28 protein-coding genes and 1 tRNA gene are annotated in these 21,498 nt (G+C 44.0%); 26 read left to right on the top strand and 3 right to left on the bottom strand.

Annotation, left to right across the window (positions count from 1 at the left end):
• Positions 1-56: 56 nt before the first annotated feature.
• The 7 genes from QUA25_RS22430 (at position 57) to QUA25_RS22400 (ending at position 6,287) form a co-directional block, all read left to right on the top strand.
• Positions 57-311 carry a hypothetical protein gene (locus QUA25_RS22430; protein WP_333041345.1) on the top strand — a complete coding sequence of 85 codons (255 nt, stop codon included), beginning with the start codon at positions 57-59 and terminating at the stop codon, positions 309-311.
• Positions 301-672, top strand: coding sequence for a type II toxin-antitoxin system PemK/MazF family toxin (locus QUA25_RS22425; protein ID WP_333041344.1), 372 nt, complete (start codon positions 301-303; stop codon positions 670-672). The genes QUA25_RS22430 and QUA25_RS22425 overlap by 11 nt, the downstream gene beginning before the upstream one ends.
• 60 nt (positions 673-732) lie before the next feature.
• The gene (gene zds / locus QUA25_RS22420) at positions 733-2,169 is read left to right on the top strand and encodes a 9,9'-di-cis-zeta-carotene desaturase (RefSeq protein ID WP_333041343.1); all 1,437 of its coding nucleotides are present in this window, start codon (positions 733-735) and stop codon (positions 2,167-2,169) included.
• A gap of 102 nt (positions 2,170-2,271) precedes the next feature.
• Entirely contained in the window at positions 2,272-2,718 is a 447-nt protein-coding gene (locus QUA25_RS22415; protein ID WP_333041342.1) for an SRPBCC family protein, read from the top strand.
• Positions 2,719-2,824: 106 nt separating this feature from the next.
• Entirely contained in the window at positions 2,825-4,852 is a 2,028-nt protein-coding gene (locus tag QUA25_RS22410; RefSeq protein ID WP_333041341.1) for a serine/threonine-protein kinase, read from the top strand.
• An 86-nt stretch (positions 4,853-4,938) separates the two neighbouring features.
• Positions 4,939-5,012 (top strand) — tRNA-Val (locus QUA25_RS22405).
• A 123-nt stretch (positions 5,013-5,135) separates the two neighbouring features.
• The gene (locus QUA25_RS22400) at positions 5,136-6,287 is read left to right on the top strand and encodes a tyrosine-type recombinase/integrase (RefSeq protein ID WP_333041340.1); all 1,152 of its coding nucleotides are present in this window, start codon (positions 5,136-5,138) and stop codon (positions 6,285-6,287) included.
• 197 nt (positions 6,288-6,484) lie between these two features.
• On the opposite strand, the gene QUA25_RS22395 is transcribed toward QUA25_RS22400, so the two are convergent.
• From QUA25_RS22395 to QUA25_RS22385, 3 genes are read right to left on the bottom strand one after another with little or no spacing between them, the layout of a single operon-like run.
• Positions 6,485-6,664 (bottom strand): NblA/ycf18 family protein, encoded by a 180-nt coding sequence (locus tag QUA25_RS22395; RefSeq protein WP_333041339.1) that lies wholly within the window; start codon positions 6,662-6,664, stop codon positions 6,485-6,487.
• Positions 6,661-10,092, bottom strand: coding sequence for a VapE domain-containing protein (locus QUA25_RS22390; protein ID WP_333041338.1), 3,432 nt, complete (start codon positions 10,090-10,092; stop codon positions 6,661-6,663). Before QUA25_RS22390 ends, QUA25_RS22395 begins: the two co-directional genes overlap by 4 nt.
• Complete coding sequence (locus QUA25_RS22385; protein ID WP_333041337.1) at positions 10,082-10,411, bottom strand: hypothetical protein; 330 nt, start codon at positions 10,409-10,411, stop codon at positions 10,082-10,084. Before QUA25_RS22385 ends, QUA25_RS22390 begins: the two co-directional genes overlap by 11 nt.
• A gap of 293 nt (positions 10,412-10,704) precedes the next feature.
• Here QUA25_RS22385 and QUA25_RS22380 point away from each other — a divergent pair, with 293 nt between their 5' ends.
• The 19 genes from QUA25_RS22380 (at position 10,705) to QUA25_RS22290 (ending at position 21,426) form a co-directional block, all read left to right on the top strand.
• Entirely contained in the window at positions 10,705-10,995 is a 291-nt protein-coding gene (locus tag QUA25_RS22380; protein ID WP_333041336.1) for a hypothetical protein, read from the top strand.
• Positions 10,996-11,162: 167 nt separating this feature from the next.
• Positions 11,163-12,371 carry a hypothetical protein gene (locus QUA25_RS22375; RefSeq protein WP_333041335.1) on the top strand — a complete coding sequence of 403 codons (1,209 nt, stop codon included), beginning with the start codon at positions 11,163-11,165 and terminating at the stop codon, positions 12,369-12,371.
• Positions 12,372-12,714: 343 nt separating this feature from the next.
• Positions 12,715-13,920: an AAA family ATPase gene (locus tag QUA25_RS22370; protein WP_333041334.1), complete on the top strand. Its 1,206-nt coding sequence runs from the start codon at positions 12,715-12,717 to the stop codon at positions 13,918-13,920.
• Between the two features lie 205 nt (positions 13,921-14,125).
• Positions 14,126-14,701, top strand: coding sequence for an HNH endonuclease (locus tag QUA25_RS22365; RefSeq protein WP_333041333.1), 576 nt, complete (start codon positions 14,126-14,128; stop codon positions 14,699-14,701).
• Positions 14,702-14,797: 96 nt separating this feature from the next.
• Positions 14,798-15,163, top strand: coding sequence for a hypothetical protein (locus QUA25_RS22360; RefSeq protein WP_333041332.1), 366 nt, complete (start codon positions 14,798-14,800; stop codon positions 15,161-15,163).
• 69 nt (positions 15,164-15,232) lie between these two features.
• Positions 15,233-15,538 carry a hypothetical protein gene (locus QUA25_RS22355; RefSeq protein ID WP_333041331.1) on the top strand — a complete coding sequence of 102 codons (306 nt, stop codon included), beginning with the start codon at positions 15,233-15,235 and terminating at the stop codon, positions 15,536-15,538.
• A 58-nt stretch (positions 15,539-15,596) separates the two neighbouring features.
• Positions 15,597-16,010: a DUF6876 family protein gene (locus tag QUA25_RS22350; RefSeq protein ID WP_333041330.1), complete on the top strand. Its 414-nt coding sequence runs from the start codon at positions 15,597-15,599 to the stop codon at positions 16,008-16,010.
• Between the two features lie 87 nt (positions 16,011-16,097).
• On the top strand, positions 16,098-16,481 hold the full coding sequence (locus QUA25_RS22345) for a hypothetical protein (RefSeq protein WP_333041329.1): 384 nt from the start codon (positions 16,098-16,100) through the stop codon (positions 16,479-16,481).
• A 132-nt stretch (positions 16,482-16,613) separates the two neighbouring features.
• The gene (locus QUA25_RS22340; protein ID WP_333041328.1) at positions 16,614-16,955 is read left to right on the top strand and encodes a hypothetical protein; all 342 of its coding nucleotides are present in this window, start codon (positions 16,614-16,616) and stop codon (positions 16,953-16,955) included.
• 57 nt (positions 16,956-17,012) lie between these two features.
• Positions 17,013-17,375 (top strand): hypothetical protein, encoded by a 363-nt coding sequence (locus QUA25_RS22335; protein ID WP_333041327.1) that lies wholly within the window; start codon positions 17,013-17,015, stop codon positions 17,373-17,375.
• A gap of 33 nt (positions 17,376-17,408) precedes the next feature.
• A complete protein-coding gene (locus QUA25_RS22330) occupies positions 17,409-17,633 on the top strand; it encodes a hypothetical protein (RefSeq protein ID WP_333041326.1) in 225 nt (74 codons plus the stop codon).
• Positions 17,634-17,638: 5 nt separating this feature from the next.
• On the top strand, positions 17,639-18,022 hold the full coding sequence (locus QUA25_RS22325) for a hypothetical protein (protein ID WP_333041325.1): 384 nt from the start codon (positions 17,639-17,641) through the stop codon (positions 18,020-18,022).
• 1 nt (position 18,023) lies between these two features.
• Entirely contained in the window at positions 18,024-18,695 is a 672-nt protein-coding gene (locus QUA25_RS22320; protein WP_333041324.1) for an MT-A70 family methyltransferase, read from the top strand.
• A gap of 111 nt (positions 18,696-18,806) precedes the next feature.
• The gene (locus QUA25_RS22315) at positions 18,807-19,382 is read left to right on the top strand and encodes a hypothetical protein (RefSeq protein ID WP_333041323.1); all 576 of its coding nucleotides are present in this window, start codon (positions 18,807-18,809) and stop codon (positions 19,380-19,382) included.
• Positions 19,383-19,463: 81 nt separating this feature from the next.
• A complete protein-coding gene (locus QUA25_RS22310) occupies positions 19,464-19,742 on the top strand; it encodes a hypothetical protein (RefSeq protein ID WP_333041322.1) in 279 nt (92 codons plus the stop codon).
• A 46-nt stretch (positions 19,743-19,788) separates the two neighbouring features.
• Positions 19,789-20,352, top strand: a complete 564-nt coding sequence (locus QUA25_RS22305) for a hypothetical protein (RefSeq protein WP_333041321.1) — start codon at positions 19,789-19,791, stop codon at positions 20,350-20,352.
• 46 nt (positions 20,353-20,398) lie between these two features.
• Entirely contained in the window at positions 20,399-20,620 is a 222-nt protein-coding gene (locus tag QUA25_RS22300) for a hypothetical protein (RefSeq protein WP_333041320.1), read from the top strand.
• Positions 20,621-20,655: 35 nt separating this feature from the next.
• Complete coding sequence (locus QUA25_RS22295) at positions 20,656-21,048, top strand: hypothetical protein (protein ID WP_333041319.1); 393 nt, start codon at positions 20,656-20,658, stop codon at positions 21,046-21,048.
• 27 nt (positions 21,049-21,075) lie between these two features.
• Positions 21,076-21,426 carry a DUF3846 domain-containing protein gene (locus QUA25_RS22290; protein ID WP_333041318.1) on the top strand — a complete coding sequence of 117 codons (351 nt, stop codon included), beginning with the start codon at positions 21,076-21,078 and terminating at the stop codon, positions 21,424-21,426.
• Positions 21,427-21,498: the final 72 nt, after the last annotated feature.

Genomic DNA, 21,498 nt, shown 5'->3' with positions numbered 1-21,498 from the left:
ATTTGTAAGGTGCGCTGGGGCGCACCATAGTTTTTAAATTATTAAGGAGAATGATTATGTCAAATTCTACTCAAAAGCGAGAAGTGTTAGTCACCCTTGATGCTGAATTAGCTGAGAAAATAGACCAATTTACTGATAATTGGACGGAGGCGATCGAACAAGCTCTCCGTCTCTGGTACGCTAAGCAAATAGAAGATAAGTTGCGGAAATTTTATCAAAACCGCAGCCAAGAAGATATTGAGGATGAAAAAGAATGGTTTAATTTGGTAGAGGAACAGATAGAAGAAACATGGAGCAGCGATGGACTCTAACTCAACAGCAAAAACTTATCCTCGCCAAGGTGAGATTTACCTTTCAAGAGCTTTGCGTCAGTTAGGAGATACCAAAAAAAGACCTGTAGTTGTGGTTTCTCCCGATATCCGCAACGAGTTTACGGATTCTGTCATTGTTGTTCCTTTCACCAGTAACCTTGCAGGAGTAGAAAATCCTACTCGCGCCTTGATTCCTGCGGGTGAGGGAGGATTGCAAGCTGATTCTCTAGCTGTATGTGAAAACGTTTCTGCTTTGCGACAGACATTTCTAGAACAAGGCCCTTACGGTCAAATTAGTGCTGTGTCTTTGGCAAGAATACAGAGGGCTATACAAGTGTCGATCGGCATTTATGAACTTTGAATGTTTCGGAAATTCTAAATTTTGTTACAATTTGTAAAAATACTGTAAAGGATAGGTAAAATGCGGGTTGCGATCGCAGGTGCGGGACTGGCTGGAATGACCACAGCAGTCGATTTAGTGGATGCCGGCCACGAAGTAGAAATTTTTGAATCCCGCCCCTTTGTCGGCGGCAAAGTCGGCAGTTGGGTAGATCCCGACGGCAATCACGTTGAAATGGGTTTGCACGTCTTCTTCGGCTGCTATTATAACTTATTTGCTCTGATGAAAAAAGTGGGAGCATTTGACGATTTGCTCCTCAAAGAACACGTCCACACTTTTATCAATCGAGGCGGCGAAACTGGTTCTTTAGATTTTCGCTTTCCGGTGGGTGCTCCTTTGCACGGATTGAAGGCATTTTTCACGACATCTCAGCTATCCGTACAAGACAAAATTCAAAATGCGATCGCCCTGGGAACTAGCCCGATCGTCCGGGGTTTGATAGACTTTGACGGGGCAATGAAAACTATCCGCGATTTGGATAAAGTTAGCTTCGCTGACTGGTTCCGCAGTCAAGGGGGCAACCAAAACTCGCTCAAAAGAATGTGGAATCCGATCGCCTACGCACTGGGTTTTATCGACACTGAAAATATTTCTGCCCGGTGTATGTTGACAATATTTCAATTCTTTGCCTCAAAAACCGAAGCCTCTGTCATGCGGATGCTGGCTGGTTCTCCCAACGAATATTTGCACAAACCAATTGTGGAATATTTGGAAAAGAAAGGAGCAAAAATTTACACGCGGCGCAGAGTCCGAGAAATTCAGTTTGAAGAAGGCGAAGAAACCCGCGTGACAGGCTTGGTAGTAGCTAACGGCGAAACAGAAGAAAAGATTACCGCAGACGCTTACGTTTTCGCCTGCGACGTGCCAGGAATTCAGAAAATATTGCCCCCAGCTTGGCGCAAATGGTCGGAATTTGACAACATTTATAAGTTAGATACGGTGCCAGTTGCTACAGTACAATTGCGGTTCGACGGTTGGGTAACGGAACTGGAAGACGAAGCCAAGCGAAAACAGTTGAGCCACGCTGTAGGAATCGATAATTTACTGTATTCAGCAGATGCAGACTTTTCCTGTTTTGCAGACCTAGCGCTGGCAAGTCCCAAGGATTATTATAAAGAAGGACAAGGCTCGCTGCTGCAGTTGGTGCTGACACCGGGAGATCCGTTTATTAAACAAAGCAATGAGGCAATCGCCCAACACGTACTTAAGCAAGTTCAGGATTTATTCCCGTCAGCGCGGGAATTAAAGATGACTTGGTACAGTGTAGTTAAGCTGGCTCAATCTTTGTATCGCGAAGCACCAGGAATGGATGTTTTCCGCCCTGCTCAAAAAACTCCGATCGCCAATTTTTTTCTAGCAGGAAGTTACACTCAGCAAGACTACATTGATAGCATGGAAGGAGCGACACTTTCAGGCCATCAAGCGGCTAAGGCAATTCTCGAAGATTACAGTCATTAGTCATTAGTCGTCTCTCGTTTTCTCTGGTTCCCAGGCATAGCCTGGGAACCAGAAAGAAACAATTCTTCAATCTAAAATCTAAAATCTAAAATCTAAAATCCCATGACTGATTGGTTAGAACACAGCGTCCAAGTAGAAGTGGCAATTCCCATCGAATTAGCGTGGCAACTCTGGTCAGATTTAGAGCAAATGCCGCGGTGGATGAAGTGGATAGAATCTGTTCATGTTCTCGAAGAAGATCCAGAATTGTCTCGCTGGAAACTCGCAACTGGCGGGTTAGAATTTAGCTGGCTTTCTCGGATTCTCAAATTAGTGCCGCATCAGATAATTCAGTGGGAATCGGTAGACGGTTTGCCAAATAGAGGTGCGGTAAGATTTTACGATCGCAAAGACAGCAGTATCGTCAAGCTGACAGTGGCTTACGGAATTCCCGGCTGGCTGGGAAAATTGATGGATAACCTATTTTTGGGCCGCGTGGTTGAATCGACAATTCAGGCTGACTTGGAAAGGTTTAAAGAGTATGCTCTGAAAGTAAAAGCGACATCTTAAATTCTGAGGACTAAAGTCGTTTGGTTTTTAATTGTAACGCGAGAGTCGATCGCCCCCCGGCCTCAGTATCATAGAGATGTGCTGCTGATTCCTTCTCGGTTCAGTTATGAGTTACTGCCTAAACCCCGCCTGTCAAAACCCGCAAAATGCCGATCGTACCCAATTCTGCCTGAATTGCGGCTCCAAACTGTTGCTGAGAGAGCGTTACCGCGCCATCAAACCCCTGGGGCGCGGCGGTTTTGGTCGCACTTTTTTAGCAATAGACGAAGACAAACCCTCAAAACCCCGCTGTGCAATTAAACAGTTTTTCCCGCTATCTCAAGGTACCAGCAGCAGCGAGAAAGCAGCAGAATTATTCAACCGAGAAGCGGTGCGGCTGGACGAATTGGGGAAACACCCGCAAATTCCCGAACTGCTGGCGCACTTTCAGCAGGAACGCTATCAGTATTTGGTACAGGAATTTATAGAAGGTCAGAATTTACAGGAAGAGTTGGCGCGGACTGGGCCTTTTAGCGAAAGTCAGATTCTCAGTCTGCTGAAGGATTTATTGCCAGTATTGCAGTTCGTGCACGATCGCAGTGTAATTCACCGAGATATTAAACCGCCCAATATTATCCGCCGTCGCATTTCTCAACCTCCCATCATTTATACTTACCCAACATTAACCGGGGAATTAGTTTTAGTTGATTTTGGCGCTGCAAAAGTTGTGGAGGGTTTGAGACAAACCGGTACAGTCATCGGTTCTCCCGAATTCGTGGCGCCGGAACAAATTAGAGGTCAAGCGGTTTATGCAAGCGATTTGTACAGTTTAGGAGTAACTTGCATTTATTTGCTGACTCAAATATCTCCTTTTGATATGTTTGATATCAATCGAGATGCTTGGGTTTGGCGAGACTTTTTAAAAGTTCAAATCGATCCGAAATTAAGTCGAATCCTCGACAAAATGATCGAACCAAGTCTCAGCCGCCGCTACAAATCAGTAGCTGAGGTATTGAAAGATTTGCAGCTGCAGTCGGCGGGGGCGGGAACGGGGACACCGCCACTACCAGCGCCTAAAATTTCCGTGCCGCAGAGAACCCCTGCGGTGCAGAATGCAGTGCCGCCAACGGTTGCAGGCACAATTATACCTGTGCCGCCGATGCAGCGGGTTGTACCCGCACGCGCGCCCACTTGGAGGTGTGTTCATACTCTGGTAGGGCATTCTAATGCTGTCACGTCGGTAGCTTTCAGTCCAGATGGCGCGACTTTAGCTAGCGGCAGTGAGGACAAGACGATTGAGATGTGGAAGTTGGAGACCGGTAAGCGGTGGTACACTCTCACGGGTCATTCTGACTGGGTGACTTGTGTGGCGTTTAGTCCTGATGGCGCTACTTTGGCTAGTGGCGGCCGTGATAAAACAATTCAAATTTGGGATTTGAATAAGGGTAAGTGGTGGTACGCTTTGCGGGGTCACGAGGATAGGGTTTATGCTGTGGCTTTTAGTCGGGATGGTCAGGTTTTGGCTAGTGGCAGTCGGGACAAAACTGTGCAGTTGTGGAATTTGAATAAGGGAAGGCGGATGTCGGCTTTGACGGGTCACGCTGGCGGGGTGGAGGCGGTGGCTTTTAGTCCTGGCGGGGAGTTTTTGGCTAGTGGCAGTCGGGATATGACTGTGCAGTTGTGGGATTGGCAAAAGGGTCGATCGATTTGTACTTTAGCAGAGCACGGAGATTGGGTGCGGGCGATCGTTTTTGCTGCGAACTCCCCCAACTCCCCTGCCGGTCAGACCCCCCCCAGCCCCCCCGTGGTAAGGGGGGGAGTAGGAGAAGGATTAATTTTGGCCAGCGGCAGTCGGGATGGTACGGCGAAGCTGTGGCGGGTGGATGGACAGGGGCGAGGGACGCTGTTGCTGAGTATGAGGGACAATTCTGGGGATGTTTTGTGTCTGGCGTTGAGTCCCGATGGTCGGGTTTTGGCGACGGGGAGTCGGGATGGCACGATTTATTTGTGGGATGCGGGTACGGGGGGTTTGCTAGAAATTCTGACGGGCCACGGGGGGGAGGTTTTGTCGGTGGCGTTTAGTGCTGATGGGGGGAGTTTGGCTAGTGGTGCGGGCGATCGAACTGTGAAGATTTGGCGGGCGATCGGGCATTAGGGGCGATGTCAAGAGTGCCCGCTAAAAAAATCTTATATTTATGCTTGACAGGCGATCGAATGTTCTGCTACATTAGGAATTCGTGAGGACGCATAGCTCAGTTGGTTAGAGCACTACGTTGACATCGTAGGGGTCACTGGTTCGAGTCCAGTTGTGTCCATCCCAAAACCCGCTTTCTAGGCGGGTTTTGAGTTTTATATAACCTAATGGGCTGCTATAGTATTCTCAATCAGGGGTGACAATAAGTGACAATCCCAGACATTAAATGCGATAAATCTGCGATATGCCCAAAGGTTCTGTAAATGTAGAAGTTTTCAAGGATCGGCTACGGTTAGCGTGGTCGTGGGAAGGTAAACGCTTTTGGCTCTACATTGGTTTGCCTGATACGATCGTCAATCGTAAAGTCGCTTCTATGAAAGCCAGCCAAATCGAGCTAGACATTGCTAGTGGTAATTTTGACCCCTCCCTCGCCAAGTACAAGCCCCAGAAACAAGAATCTATTTCTGTTTCTGAGCTTTTTGACCAATTTGTCGAATATAAACGCCGTAAAATTGAGGCTGATACTTTTGCTAAATATACTGCCTTTCAGAAACACGTTTCTGTGTTTTTCAAAAGCAAAACAACAATTTCTGTTTCTGAAAGTGTTGCTGAAAATTTTAGAGATTGGTTATTGTCCGATCGCTCCCTTGAACCTGTGACGGTACGCGAACGGATTATCATGATGAACGCTTGCTGGGAATGGGCACACAAAAAGAAGCTGGTTCTCGAAAATCCTTGGGCTGATGTTAAGGTTTCAGTCCCGCCAAAACAGCGCCCCGAACCGTTCACCCTTACAGAAATGAGCGCCATCGTTCATAAATTTCGTTCTGACTCAAACTTCAGTAACTACGCGGATTATGTGGAGTTTAAATTTGGCGTCGGTCTTCGCACCGGGGAAGCTGCTGCGCTGCAATGGCGACATTGCTCACCTGAGTGCGATCGCATCTGGATCGGAGAAAGTTTGAGTAATGGTGGCTCTCGCAAATCAACCAAAACTAACAAGGCGCGCACGGTGCCGCTAACACCAAGGCTGCAACAGCTATTACTTGATCGGCGACCAATTGAGACGCTGCCCGACAATTTAATTTTCACCAGTAGCGAAGGTAGAGCGATCGACTCCAAAAATTTCTGCAACCGCTACTGGAAACCTGCGCTTGCATCCCTTGGAATTGATTACCGAAAACCTTACAACACCAGGCACACGCTAATTTCTCACGGCTTGGAAGCTGGCATGAATCCCGTGGCGATCGCATCCCTCACTGGCCACAATGTTCGCACTCTGTACGAAAACTATGCCGGATTGGTCAACTCACCACAATTGCCTGATTTTTTCCCGGTTTTGAACCCGGTTTCAGATGCTGATTTTGTGGTAATTCCATCTGATATCTCTGAATAAAACTCAGATGTTCAGGATGATTAATATCCCCATTACAACTTATTAATTGATTCAACAAAATAGGATTATAGAGAATTTTCCCGCTTGGGTTGCGTCCCCAGTGGATCCCTTCTATAAGTTTTTTTTGTTGTCGGTATCGCATTAAGGTTCGATCGCAGCAGTTGAGAATTTGGCAGGCAGTCTTTGCATCACAGAAATTATTCATTTGGATTTTGATTTGAATTGAGTAAACTTTTGATTACGTTGTCTTTGATCATGTTTTGTCGCATTAGTTCAACTAAGAGGACTCGTGCTTCTTCTACTGAAAGTGATTGAGCTTGAGAAGCGTAGATTCTTAATCGAAGTTGTTGCTCAAGTGTGAGGTCAATAGTTGTCATGATTCTATTTTCTCAGTTCGATCTTTTTCGGCAATCAATAGGTTGATTCGATCGCGAACTTCAGCAGTTTCTCCAGTCAGCCAATTCACTATTACCTCTCTCTGGTATTTAGTCCCTGGCGCTTTCCATCCATACATCTGAGTCAGTAGATTTTGCAAGTGTTCTGGGTAGTATTCGGGCCACCAAATAGTAGCTATCTCTCTTAGTTTTTCAGCATCCTTCTCATCTATTCCCCCGGAGATAGCTGCTGGTTCGGGTGTTGGTTCGGGTGTTGGTTCGGGTGTTGGTTCTTCCGTTCTCTCCGTTGTCCCCGTTGTCGGTTCTACTATTGGCATTGTCGATTCCGATGTCGTTGGAGCTAGTGTCGGAGTTGGTGTCGGGTCTGGGGAAATCAATCCATTAAAAGCGGTTTTTTCATCAGCGGTAAGGGAGTTCCAGACTTTCTGGCGATCGGCTGCGCCTTTGCTGCAAACTTCCTTGAGCATGGTCTGAATATCAAGAGCTGTTTCTCGATCGCCGGCTTCGATCGCTAGCCGGATATATTCGACCAGATCCCCTGTTTCGTTGTTCTGTTGAGTCTGCTGATCGACCTCATTTTTTGAAAATGGCTCCAAATTTTGAGGTCGATCGCTAGGTTGATCACCTTGCTGTGCAAGGGATTGATCAACCTGATCAACCTGATCGACCTTGTTACCCAAACTAGGAAAATCTTTCGCTGCCGTGGAATTACTAAAAGCGGAAGCAGCCATCCAGTTTACTGTTCCTTTCGAGGTCGGATTCGAGGTCGGATTCGAGGTCGGATCTGAAGTTGGATTCGAGGTCGGATCTGAAGTTGGATTCGAGGTCGGATCTGAATTTAGTATTTTTTCAGAAATAGGATGATCAGGTTGATCAGGTTGATCAAATCCTTGTGTAGCAGGGTGATCAACCTCGTGATCAACCTCCCTTTTTAAGGGGCTTTTCAAAACTTGAGGTCGATCAGCAGCCTCAACAGGGATTGAATCAGCCTCAAATTCGGCGTCAAATTCGGGGTCGGATTCAGCAAGCTCAAGAGGGAGGGAGACAGGTTGGGGTTCGGGTTCAGTTTTGCACCAAACTCGAACTCGTTTGCTGGATATCGAGCGAAACTCTCGCTCCCACCCAAATTTCTTGAGGATGGCGGAACAGCGCATCTGGTGCGATCGCTCTTGTCGGCTCAGGTCAACTTGGAGATGAGTGAGCAGATCGCTGAGTCGGATATATTCGCGGTGTTCAATAAAATTTTCGATGACATCTTCCCAGGGATCTGATGACTGAAACTCTTGAGCAATGTGTTCGGCAGTTTCTTCATCTTCATAGTCAAGACAAGGTTCTTCGCCAGATTTGTAAGCCAGCATCGCAGCAGCCCAAATCGCATCTCGTTCTTTCTTAAGCAATTTAGTATCAATCCGGTGCTTGACCGGAATTACCCAAAATCGCCGGTTGCCTGTTTCATCAGCGAGAAATTCTTGCTTGTTGGTGGTTGCGACAATGATGCTGGGTCGGTTGAAGTCTTCAATATCTCGGCAATATGGCGGTCGAATTTTGTCTGTTCCGGTGGATAAAAAAGCTTTGGTTGCACTGACATCGCGCCGTCTGAAAACACTCTCTAGCTCTGCCCATTCTACAAACCAGGCTTGGTGCAATTTCAGCCGTTCATCTTTGTCAGAAACAGTTCCCAGGGAATCGTCAAAATATTTGCCTCCCGCCAGCACCTTAAAAAAAGTTGACTTTCTATAGCCCTGTTTTCCTTGCAGAATCAGAACTGTGTCTATTTTGCATCCTGGTTCAAACGTTCGTTTCACAGCACCAATTAATGTTTTTCGGACAAACATTTCATAAATTGGATCGTTGACACCAAAATATTTTTCAGCGAGACTATCTAAAAACGAAGTATCTGGTGCTGGTGGCAAAGAATTTAGATACTCTTCAATTGGTGAATACTGATTTTCTACTGCTATTTCTGTCAGGATATCTTGAACATCTTCTCGACTGGATTTGACGAGAATTCCGTGTTTGATTGCGAGTTGAATTCGCACTCGATCGAGTGATACTGGTTTACCGTCAATTTCGATTCGCTTGCTGAGTTTATTCAAGCGAAGCCGTTTGCCAAATTTTCTAATAATTTTTCGGTAATCCTGAATCATTCTGTTATCTGAATTTAAAATATTAAATTCAGATACTTCTGATTCGGAGGTAGCTAAGTTAGCCAAGTCAGATTCAGCCTCTGCCTCCAATAATGAAACTAAATGATCGGGTTGCAAAGACTTAATGAATCGCCAGTATTCACCTTTAATGCAGCTTTCAATCCCATCACTAACATATTTAGAGATGCTGGCGATCGGATTCGACTTAACTGCGTAATTCCAGATTTGATCCCACTCTTCTTGATCCCAGCCACCGCCGGGAGAACAACGCCGACAAGCATCAAGAAATAGAGTGTAGGCATCCTCATTGGTTACTTGTCCGAGTCGGCTGAACTCAGATTGAACTCCAATTAAATCCCGTGCCAGTGTTGCCATTGAGGTATTTCTGAGAGTCGCTACTCCATTCAAAAATTCCTTGTTGGGCTTTCCCAGACCGCACTGTAGAGAAATTGGCACCGGCACCGGAACAGTGATGTCTTTATACCGTTGAGATATTTCCTCCGGTGTCGCAGTTAGAGTTGCGGTGGCAGTGCGCCCCGTCGTGGCAGTCGCACTGTCTAAGACAGTAGCGCTGTGGGTGGCAGTGGCAGTAGCAGTGGTAGAAAATTGCAGTAAAGCTTGGTGCTGTTCCTCAAGTTCTCGTTGTTTCCGAGCGAGTAACTCTTGATAAAGAATGAGAAGTCGATCGCGCAAATCACTGTAGCTGTAGCGAGTGCCGGACTCTTCAACAAAATCGGTTTTAACGGGTTCGCGATCGGGCTTAACGTGCCACGCACCCGCCAGCCGAAAAACACGACTGGGATTTTTGTTGCTCTCGTCTGCTTCCATGACTTCGATCAGAAGCACTTGCAGTTCCCGCCAATGTTCCGGTGCGAGCGGCTCATCAAAAAGCCAATACGGTTGCATTGACTTGTCACCGCTAAATATGGTGAAGGTCGGTTCAACAAAACCTACTTCGCTCCATTTTTCAAATTGTTCGGCTAGCGGGATATCATCCCATTCACAGAAAATGGCACAACATTGTGTGATGTCAGCATCGGTGTGTCCTCCGCCCGCACCATTAACCACGATGTACACCCCGCGCCCGTCTGTCTGATGATTTTCTATTGTTTCCCAGTCCACACCATTTTCTTTACGACCTTTGTCCTTTTTTTTACGATCGTCCGAGCTGTGATAGAAAAATCTCAAGAAAGCTTCACCTGGTTGATATCCCAAGTAGTTCAGGTGTTTTTGTGCCAATTCACGATCGATTTCAATTCTCATGATTTTGTTCTCCTGATTTTTCCCTTGATTTGATGAGAGATGCTAATTTGAACCGAAGTCCTTTGATTTCTGAATTAAGTTGATCGCGTTTTTCTTCCAAATCTGATATTTTTCCTTCGAGAGGAGTGATTTTATCGGCATCTTTGCTCTGTACTTGCATCACGGATAAAATGCTGCATTCGTTACAGAATCCGTTTGCTAGCTGTCCAAAGCGACGTTTGCCGTTTTTGTGAAAATTCGAGCGGCACCATCCGTTATTGGTCATAAAACTCCGTACTTGATTTTCAGGAGACAGTTTTTCGTGGTTGCAGCTTGTCACAGGCGACAATCCGCTTGGCAAACCCGTGCTTTTATATGCAGGAAAACTTTACCTGCACAGAAAAGCTGGTTCACGAGAGACGGTTTTGCGTTCAGGATTCGTATCTGCATGAATTTGCTGAGAAGGCTGCGAAAATAGTAGTAGCGACAGGGCTGAGGTGTCATTCAGTCCTATCGCTGGTTGTTTTTTATGACTTAAGACAGCCATTACTCTGTCTTGAATCATTTACTAGGAAGCGAACACCGATGTGCGCTATAGTCAGTATAGAACACCGGTGTGCGTTATTTACGCACATGAAAAAAAAAATAGATGAGCATAGCTTTATGAACCTGTATCAGAGAGCTGGTTTCAGCCAAAAAGAGTTTGCTGAAATTCTGACTAGACGGTTTGCTGAAATCGGAAGCGACCGCAAGATTACTCCCAAAAGCATTAGGGAATGGAATAACGGAAAATTTGAGCCTAAACTGACGCCTAGAGAGACTTTGGAGATGTGTCTCGTTCTCCAATGCAATCTGTATGACTTAGTTTTGGCAACGAATAAAAAAAATATTCAGCCCATTGACAGGAAGGTGCAAGTTATTTAGCATGAGGTAAGCGAACGTCTATGTTCGGTTAAAATTCTCAGGCATTAAAAAATGACCAAACGCAACATTGCTTCATAAGTGAAGTGCGGAGTCTTTTTGTCAAATTTTGCAGGAGATGGTTGCTGACTTAAGAACAGAACGTCCAAAATTACCGAGTTAAAAAAACCATGCCAAAACTACCGACAACGTTTCAAGCGCTGGACTTGACAGGATTTGAGTTCGATCGAACTCAACAATACACAGGAATCAACCGAGAAATGATTGATTTTACGTGCGCTGTGCTTAACAAAAATCGTATAGGCATTGTGGTTCGGAGTGTGGGTGCAGCGCTCAAGGAAATTTACGGAATCGGAGGGAGCACCGATATTATCTGCAAATTGCTGAAAGAATGGCGTACAGATAATCTGTCGCTGATGAAGCAAGGCAAATCAGAGAAGGATTTAGCAACAGCACTGTTGGAAGCAGCGGACGATGGTTTGCTGGAGGACTCCGAAATACCTGAAGATATTCTCAAGGTTTCTCATCAAATGGCGATCGCGTTCTACAGACTGGCTTATCAAAAAGCTGATACCAGCGTGAGTGGCGATCGGATGAAACAGTTAGCTACTGAAAATGAGTTGATGCGCCAACAGCTCAAAGATTTTCCTCAAAATGTAATGGAGTTGACGTTTTATAAATCGGAGTACGAACGCCAGCGCAATGAGCTCAGGGAAGCGTACATGAATCTGAATAAGCAAAAGTTGACCGATTCTGAAGAATTTCGTCAGCAGTTAGATTTGCTTCAAGCCGAAAACAATGAATTGAAAGCCAAATTGACACTTGCTGAAAAACGGTTGCTCGAAGTTGCAGAATTTGAAAATGCTTCTCGCGATCGACTCAGTGAGATATCCAAACTTAACGGTCAAATCGAAGCACGAGAACGAGAAGTGTCGAGTCTTCATTCTCAAATCCAAGCTCTACAAGCACAAGTTGGCGAGAAACAAGTCCTAGAAGCTCAACTAGAACAAGTGAGAACTCAGCTAAGAGAAGCTTCAACAACAATCACTAACCTGCAAAGTCAACAAAAAGTTAGTGGGGCTTTAGAAGTCGATCGAGAATTTGATGATAGTGATGATGGTATCGTTACAGACGCACAGCTTATGGTCGAAAACGAGACTTTGCATGGTGACTTGTCTGATGCTCTCAAAGAAATTGAAGAATTGAAAAGCATGATAGCTCATTTATCACCTGTTATCACTCCTGACAACACTTCTAATAACGTTTCTGAAAACACTTCTGATAATGTTTCTGATAACGTTTCTGATAATGTTTCTGATAACGTTTCTGAAAAACCTCCCAGTAAAAGCAAGAAACAAAAACTTGCTCTTGTTCACTAGAAACGCAAAGAGAAACAAAAACTCAGTAACAGCTCTCAACAACTGTTACTGAGAAAAAAGAGAGAAAGTTTGGGTTTCGTGGTTTGACTTTTGAGTAGTGAGTGAGGACTCAAACTCAAAACTCATAATCACTCTCGTATCAACCAGTAATCGTCAACCAGTAATAGGGTAATTGGCAATCGCTACTTGGTAATCGGTAGTAAGTAGATAGGCGGGATTAAACCGAATAATGTAACCGTATGTAAATAGGCTTAAGTTAGCCATTAGAAAGCATTTGGACACTTTACATCGTTTACATAGTTGCGTTTTAAAGCGCCGACTTACTTAATCAGGGGATAGAAATATGATAGACCTAAAAAAAGAAATTCAGCTAATGTTGATGGCACGATTTCCTTTGTTGTGGGTAGTAAGCCCAGAAGAGGAAACCGCCGAAGAAATTTTGTGTGATATAGCAAAAGCTAAGGAAGGGCAAATCTATTTTTGGGATTTTGCCAGAGGTTGGACAGATTCGGGTACATCCAAGGGAAATCCGATGCAAGCCTTGGAGCGGATCAGCAAAGCGCCGGCAATGGAACAAGTCACTTTGTTCGTCATGAAAGACATTGCGACTTTGATTGCACCGGGTGCGAATGGGCAGATAGCAAGTAACCAACTAGCGATCGTCCGGGAGCTGAAAAATTTGGCAGTGACCATTGCCCGTGACCGTCGCTGTCTCGTCATTCTCTCCGACCAACTCCGAATTCCTCAAGAACTGCGCGAAGAAATTACGGTGGTAGATGTCTCCTTACCAGGCATCGAGGAGATATCGAAGTTGATCGATCGACTCGTCGGCAAGAATATCAAACTCAATCCTGAGCAACGACAACAGCTAACAAAGGCTTGCCAGGGGCTGACTCGGTGCCGAATTGCCCGCGTTCTTGCCAAGTGTTTAGTTCTGGGAAAAGTTGATATTCGGGCCCTCGCTGCGGTCATCGAGGAAAAGCGCCAAACCATCCGGGAGACAGGCATCCTCGAATTTATTCCGGTTCAATCAGGTCTGGAGTCGATCGGCGGACTCCAAAATCTCAAGCAATGGGTAACAGTTCGATCGCGCTCTTTCAGCGACGAAGCCCGTGAGTATGGCTTGCCCAATCCCAAGGGGGTACTGCTCGCCGGGATTCAGGGAACGGGTAAATCCCTGCTGGCTAAAACCATTGCTGCTGAATGGAAATTGCCCCTGCTACGCCTCGATGTGGGTCGGGTCTTTGGCAGTATGGTCGGCGAAAGCGAGAACCGCATCAGGCAAGTCATTAAGTTGGCGGAGGCGATCGCACCGGTGATTTTATTCCTAGATGAAATAGACAAAGCGTTCGCCAACATCACGTCTGGCATGGATGGAGATTCAGGGACAAGCCAGCGGGTATTCGGCGCGCTCCTCACATGGATGCAAGAAAAGACCGCACCAGTGTTTGTGGTGATGACTGCGAACCGCGCTGAAGTCTTACCAGCCGAGCTGATTCGCAAAGGTCGTATTGATGAGATTAACCCGATAGTCTCCCTGGCTTCGTGAGAACCAGCGAAAAATTTGGCTATATGCGAGAAACTCTGAGCATACTTCTGTACCTGTGTTAACCAGCACAATTTCCAAGGTAAAAATCAGTAAGTTGCAGACAACCCGCAGGGAAGTCATGGTTGACCCCTCAACGACTACACGCCGAACCCTTTGACATTGTGATGCTTCGCTTTTGGGTGATGAATTTTGAGGTTTTTTAGATATGTGGTCAAGAAACTATCAGTGCTGTCAACAATGTGGTACTACAGAAAATCGTCACAAAGGCAAAGGTTTGTGTTTGAAGTGCTACAGCTCTTATAGCTGGGAAAAGGTAACACCTGAGCAACGTGAAAGCAAAAATGCTGCACGAAAAGCTAAATACCAATCTGATCCCGAGTTAAGAGCAAAACTATCTCTGGAGCGAACTGAAAGATACCATTCTGATCCAAAGTTTCGTGAAGAGCATATCCGGTCTGCCAGCAAATCTTATTGGAATAATCCCGAAAGATTTACTAAAAATCAACTAGAGCGATACTATGAAAATCACTCTGAAAGTCTTGATAAAAACAGGCAGGCTCGGGAAAAAATACACTTCAATGGAAATCGGGAAGCAGCAATTGAGCGAGATGGATGTAAATGTGTTATGTGCGGAACTACTGAAGATTTGGTAGTTCACCACAAAGACGGAAATGGACGAGGGAAAGAGAAACCTAATAACAATCTTGAAAACCTCGAAACTCTTTGCCGTTCTTGCCACATGAAAGTTCATTTTTACTCCGAAGGTGAAGATATAGTCTGAACTCTATAGCGATATGGAGAGTGAGGCAGAAATGACCTCACCCTCCTCTAACTGAGGAGAGTAACAAAATGTTTCTGGGTTGATTTACCAAACACTATGGAAAGAGAAGCAATTTTTAAAGTTCATCTCACCCGCGTCCGACCCGATAGAGTCAAGTCACAGGATTTCGATTGTGGAATGCTGGCAAGTCAGTCACCCTGTCTCTCCGGTGCAGAGATTGAGCAAGTTATCTACGATGCAATGCAAACTGCATTCAGTGCCGGACGCGAATTCACAGAGCGAGATTTGACCATAGCGATTACCGGGTGCGTACCGTTAGCCCGCATCGCTCAAGGACAAATTGACGACCTTAAAACTTGGGCAATTCGATCGGGCGCTAAATCCGCCAGCATTGCCGATCGGACTGAAACACCTGCGATTTCCTACTCTCATCTGTCTCCTCTTGAGGTTGACGAAAATTAATCATTATCAAAAAGCGAAGCAGTTGTACTTCGCTTTTTGATAATGAAGTCACATAAATTGAGGCAGAATATGGAACCCCATTTTGTTCATCCTTTGTCAAGCTTGGAAACTATCGAGACTGATGAAGGCAAAAAAGAAGTAATGAATAGTTGGGCATTTGCCTCAATGATTTGGACAAACGCGGTCGCTGGCAACACAAATGCTTTAGCAATAGCCAACGAACTATTTACTAACAAAGATGAAATTTCAACTTTTTTAGAAGCTTCTAAAGCTGGAAACAAATCAGCAATAGCTGGTGCGATCGGAATTATTGCATTTGCCCTTGATGACAAATTAGCCGAAGCATTTGAACCAAATAAAGGTTCAGAATATTGAAATGGTGATGTAATGCTTCCCTGTAAGGAAGTGATGTTTTAAGTTTGTGAGTCAGATTATGTCAAAAGTAAAGATGGATGCTGAAACACTGTCGCAGAATTTGCAACAATTTTGTGGAACTGAGCAATATTACAAGCATTGGCTTGGAATTTTGTACACCGATGGAATTAAATATTTGGCTGAGAATGCTCAATGCTTTTGGTTGATTGATGCGATCGCCTCCCATCAGCCCAGAGCTAACCGAATTCACCGATTAACAGAGTTTCAACTTTGGTTCCTTCATGTTGGGAAAGAGCATGAATTTATTAAGCCCAGAGGAAACAATGCTGCGGTATTGACTTGTTGGGAAGATAAACCAACTCTCGGAACTCAACCTGCGATCATTCAGCAGATACCCGTGACCGATTTTCCCTTGCCTGAAATCAAGCTTTACCTACAAGATAAAGTCCTTCTGTTGCCTGACGAAAATTAAGCAGTAAGAGCCTGTCCAGTTTTTTCACTCTGGAGACTGGACCGAGTTTCGCACTACATCACTCAACTAATATTAGGAGTCAATGTAATGACTGACAGGCAAAAATTCCCTGAAATCACACTGCAAGAAAAGCAAAAACAATTGGAAGCATTGCAGGCAGAGGTTGACATAATTTTGGCTGAAGCAATCATTAATCAGGTCAAAACAGCCGATTTTGCTATTCATATTTGGGTAAATGCAGTGCAACAAAAAGCGCCTTATGTAGCGATCGCCAGTCGCATGATTCACCACAGCACAAATTTTCAGGGAGACGAAATGTTGCAATTCCTGCGATTTCTAGCTAAGGGAACTCTCAAAAAAGATGCTTCGATCGCTCAGTGGGCAGTTGATTTAATAAATCAAGGTTTAATTATCAACAACACTTTCAAAGAGGATAACGAAAATGGCGAATGTGAAATGCAAAATCTGTAACGGTCAGCTCATATTTCTGGGTCAACTCGGATACTTGAGACATTACACTTGCCGACACTGTGGCATGAATTTTAACAAAAGTCCCAAAATTGTCAGAGACGAATTCGACCGCATTATTTCTGTCAAATACTAATGAAAAAAATTGTCCTAACTCAAACCAAACAATGCCAAAATTGTCCGTGGAAAAAATTAGTAACAGTGGCTGATATTCCTAACTACTGCGTTAAAACTCATGAAGCATTACGCGAGACGATCGCTGATGAAACTGGCAATGTTTCTCAGCTTCAATGCAAAAATATTACAGTGATGACTTGTCATAAGTCGATTCGATCGCCCTGCATTGGCTGGCTTCATAATCAGCTTGGTAAAGGTAGCAACGTCCCTTTACGAGTACACATGATATTTTACTCCAACGTTAAAGAGATTGAAATTGACGGTGAACAGAAAGACACCTTTGATGAAACTCTTATTTAGGCTCATGTCAATCAAACCTAAGTGAAGCAAATAATGCTTCGCTTAGAGGGATTGACCTTGAATATAGGAAACCAAATGTTTCAAGAAACTAATGAACAAACTCCAGAAGCAGAAATCCGAGAATTAAAGGATGGAATCAAGGAAATTGTGAACTGCGCCGGAAAACGAGGCTTGAAGATTAGAGAGTTTGCGATCGAAATTTGGCAGAAGGTGATCGATCGAGATGTTAATTATTTAGCATTTGCAAGTCTCTTGTTAACAAGTGTCACAGGTCTACAAGGAGAATCCTGCTTTCTATACATTGAGCAAATGATAGAAGCTACTTTGTTGGGTAATTTAGAGACAGAAGAGACAGCTATAACTCTGATGGCTGATGGATTAGTGAAATATCAGGAACCAATTAACAAACTAATCACTTGATTGAGTTAATCTCTCTCAAATCAAATAGTTACCATGAAACACATTGTCATCTTAGAAGTCATTGATGAAAAAAATCTGACAGCAGAAGTTATGCAGGAACCGCCGATGGTTTTAACTTGGTGGGGAATGTTCTTCTTGTTTAATCGTAAAACAGCTCAAGATTCGATCGAAGGTCAAATCATTACCTATATCTATGTCGAGATATACGGCTGTGCTTTACGAAGTATCAAAGTTTCAGAAGTAAAAAGAATGAGGTGAACATCATGAATGCTGAAAGAGAACAACAAGTAATAGACGAAGCTGCCAGAATTCAAAAAGAGGTTGATAAAGTCTTTGAAACGGCTCGATCGAATAACTGGAGCTTGGAACAATTTGCAATCAAAGTTCTAGCAGGCGCAACAGAATTTGAACTGGCATATATTGCCATTGGTTCTCAACTTGTTCAAAATGTAACGGGATTAGATGGTCAAACTTCGGTGGAAATTCTCAAGTATTTGATTGCTGAAACGCTAAATAAGAATACTGTGAAAATTAGACAGGCACAGGAACTATTTTATCAGGGATTACTTATCAACAAAGAAAACGCTGAACAACAGAAACAGCAACAAAAAATGGCAACAAACACCTCAAAAGAAAATAGAAATTAGGATGAAAACTTACAAAGCTGATGACAAAGTAGGACAACTGAAACTATCGATCGCCATCAATCTAATTCCAAATCTGCCCCCGGTTCCCTGCAAAGATTATCGGCTGATAGTTCTCGATCCGCCGTGGCAGTATGGTTTAAGAGAAACAGACCCCAGCCACCGAGGGCGATGTCCATATCCTGCGATGACTGACCAGCAGATTATGGATATGCCGATTAGTGCGATCGGAGCTGATGATTCCTATATCCTTCTCTGGACAACGAACAATCACCAATTCTTAGCCTTCCAATGTCTCCTAGCGTGGGGATATGAACATAAAAGTACATTCACCTGGGTAAAGGTGACGATCGCTGGCAAACCCCACATGGGAATGGGGCATTATGGTCGCAACTGTACCGAGCACTTATTGGTAGGAAAAAAGGGTAAGGTTCCTAGCATGAAGACACTCGGAATGACCAATGTTCTTAACGTCATTTATGCCCGTCGTCAGGAACATTCAAGGAAACCTGAAGAGTTTTGGGTGCTTGCAAACACCCTGGGTCAGAGACTAGAAAACTGTGAGAGCTTGGGCAAGTTGTCCCAGCCGTCAAGAATTGAACTATTCGCTCGGCAACAGCGCCCTAACTGGGATGCTTGGGGTGCTGAAACTAACTTGTCTAATGCTTTAGTTTGATTACTTAACCCTAGTTTTTCATCGGAATTACTAGGGTCAAGTTTTTCATTAATGCTTCGCTTTGAGATATTGATTTGTCCTTTCTTATTTACCATCATGCTTGATGATTCCATGAAAGTTATAACGATTAACGATGACGGCTACATTGTTCGAGTCCAGGGCTATAAATATTTAGCTGCTGAAAACTCTTCAGAAACTGTCTTAAAAACTTACATCGAAGTCCTGAAAATGGTCGATGAGGTTACAAAGTTCACTGGTGATGGAACTCAGTTAGTAGGTTATCTATCCAACACTCATGACTTAGCTAATTCAAATCCTGAAATGTGGGATGTGCCAAAGTTTATCCCGTTTGATGACCAGTTTTATGATGAGAAACGAGCAACTTACTTCGATGATACAGGCTTTGACTTTGCTCAAAAAGAACTAGAAAAACTCTCAGAAGTTCGTCTAGTGAAAGGCATCAAACGCCACCTAATCAAAGATTACGATCGAAAGATAATCGTATGTTTGCGGATGTACGACGCTTGCCGAGAGGGTGGGTTTACAGCATTCAAAACTGAGTTAATAGCATTCAAAGCTCCCGAAATCTACAACTGGAATAACTCTGTGTATCGCTTAACTTTGACTGCCGATGAAGATGAAATAACAACTGCTTACTACACACTTTCAGGAAAGTACAAACGATGATGGAAGCAATTGGAGTTAACTTAAGTCTCTGGGTTAGTGCTTCGCAGAAAGGTATTGATTTGTTCTCTCGTATTGACAATCATGACTAACCTTGATAACGACTGCAAAACGACAGAATCCGAATCTAATGAATTGCCAGACACCACTGAAAACGGATTTATTACTGTAAGTGATTTCTTTGCATATCAGCATGAATCAATCGAAACTGCACTGAAAAATAGTGAGTTTCAATACCTAATAAAGTTTCATCTGTTTGACCCTGATGCGCTCTGGAAACAAGGTGCTTTTAGAGTCTATGTTGCCCCAGAACATCTCGAAGCAGTTAGTAATTTGTGTAGAGCTACAGAAAAATCCCTGTAAATTAGGAAGAGCGTAATAACTGGGTCGCTCCCAGTTGATAACTATCATGCGATCGAATTCTTCTGAGCCTTTGACCAATTTGCCTTTCCCAACTAATGAACAATCCGATATACCACGAATTTATCTTCAACAAGAAAGTTCTTTCCAGGGTACTTGGATTGATGCTATCAACGCTTCTGAAATGCAGCAAAATATTGACTACATTCAGGCTTCAGTTAATGGTTCTGTCAAAATTAGTTCATTTCAACGCTTTCACAGCGTTGAGTTTCTGATGACACCAGAAATGCCAATACCATTTATCGCACAAGTAGGTAAAGGAATTGTCAAATATGGCAAGCCATTTTGTGTCTATTTCTCCTTCTACGAGCATCGGCAAGAACCAGAAATCTTGAAAAACTTTGGAGAAGATTACAGAGGTTGTTTCGATCGCACTGAAGATTTTATCAAAGAAATTCTTACCCAAGAAGCCTTTGATTCACAGTTAAAACGCAACAATCTTAGCTGGAAGCATCTAAATATCGAAGAAATTATCCGAGATTGGTTCTATTCGACAGAGGGAATTTATCGGCGGATGTTGGATGAGAAAGTCTACATTTTCAAACGTCGTTAATGATTTCAGGTATAGCGTAATTACTGGGTCGCTCTCAGTTCTAAAAATGGCTTCACCTGAGACAGATATTGCCGGATTGCAGAAAGTAGCTGATTTTCCGTTGAATCAGCTTCATAGAGTTGTTTCTTCTATGAAGCAAATGACTCATCAGCTAGAGTTTTACGTTTATCAAGGCAAGTTTTGCCTCTACGTTTTACCCGAAGATACTGAAGCTGCAAAAGTGTTGCTTGGAATTCCGATGCGCTCCGCGCCCGCAAGCTACGAATAGTAGCGTAATTACTGGGTCGCTCCCAGTTTTAACCCATGCCTTACTACATTTTAGTCACAGAGGAGCAAGAGGTAGAAGTTTATACCACTCCTGAAATGTTGACGATCGAAGAAATTAACGAAGTAATTGGTAGTGAAGCAGTGCCAGCTAATTTCCAAATAGTAGAAGAGTTGAGTTTTTCTGATCCTTCGATCGTCATGCTTTGTGATGCTGATGCTGTATCGAAAGAACTTCAGCCAACTTGTCTGACACAGAATGGCGATATTGTTTGTGGTCAGGTACTAATCCTGGCAACTGATAAATCACCAGACAATTTGTGCTTACTTAACGTCCGCCAAGCCAAACTTGTCAAAGAAGAACTGAAATTGTACCCAAAATCAGTCAAACCAGAACACGATTTCAGTGCTTCGCTATGGGATATTGATTGATTTTCTAAGTCGTTTACAGGAGCCAAGATGCCACGATTTTACGCTTTAATTAACTCAACAGGAATTCAAGAAGTACAAGTAACTGAAATACCAAAACTGCCTGAAATTCAAAAGCTTGTAGGAATTCCAGGTAAAGAAGCATTTGTGGAAGCGGTTTATCAGTGCTATTCTGACCCGTCGATCGCTATTCTGTGTGATGACGAATTCTTGCTTAAAGGTTGTCAACCAACTTTAGTTCTTCCTAATGGGACTATTCTTCATGGACAGCTTTTCATTGTGGCACGGAATATCCAAATTGAAGATTTCTGCCTTTTGACTCAGCAACAGCTAGAAATTGTCAAAAAAGAAAGCAAAGTTTATCCGTTAACGCCACGCTAGCAACAAATTCACCCGTAGCTTGCGGGCGCGTAGCGCATCGTCATGCTCTAGTTGAAGCACTGGGCATGACTG

The organism is Microcoleus sp. Pol17C6 (assembly GCF_036701145.1).
GTDB lineage: Bacteria > Cyanobacteriota > Cyanobacteriia > Cyanobacteriales > Microcoleaceae > Microcoleus.
This window is presented reverse-complemented; position numbering and strand designations above follow the sequence as displayed.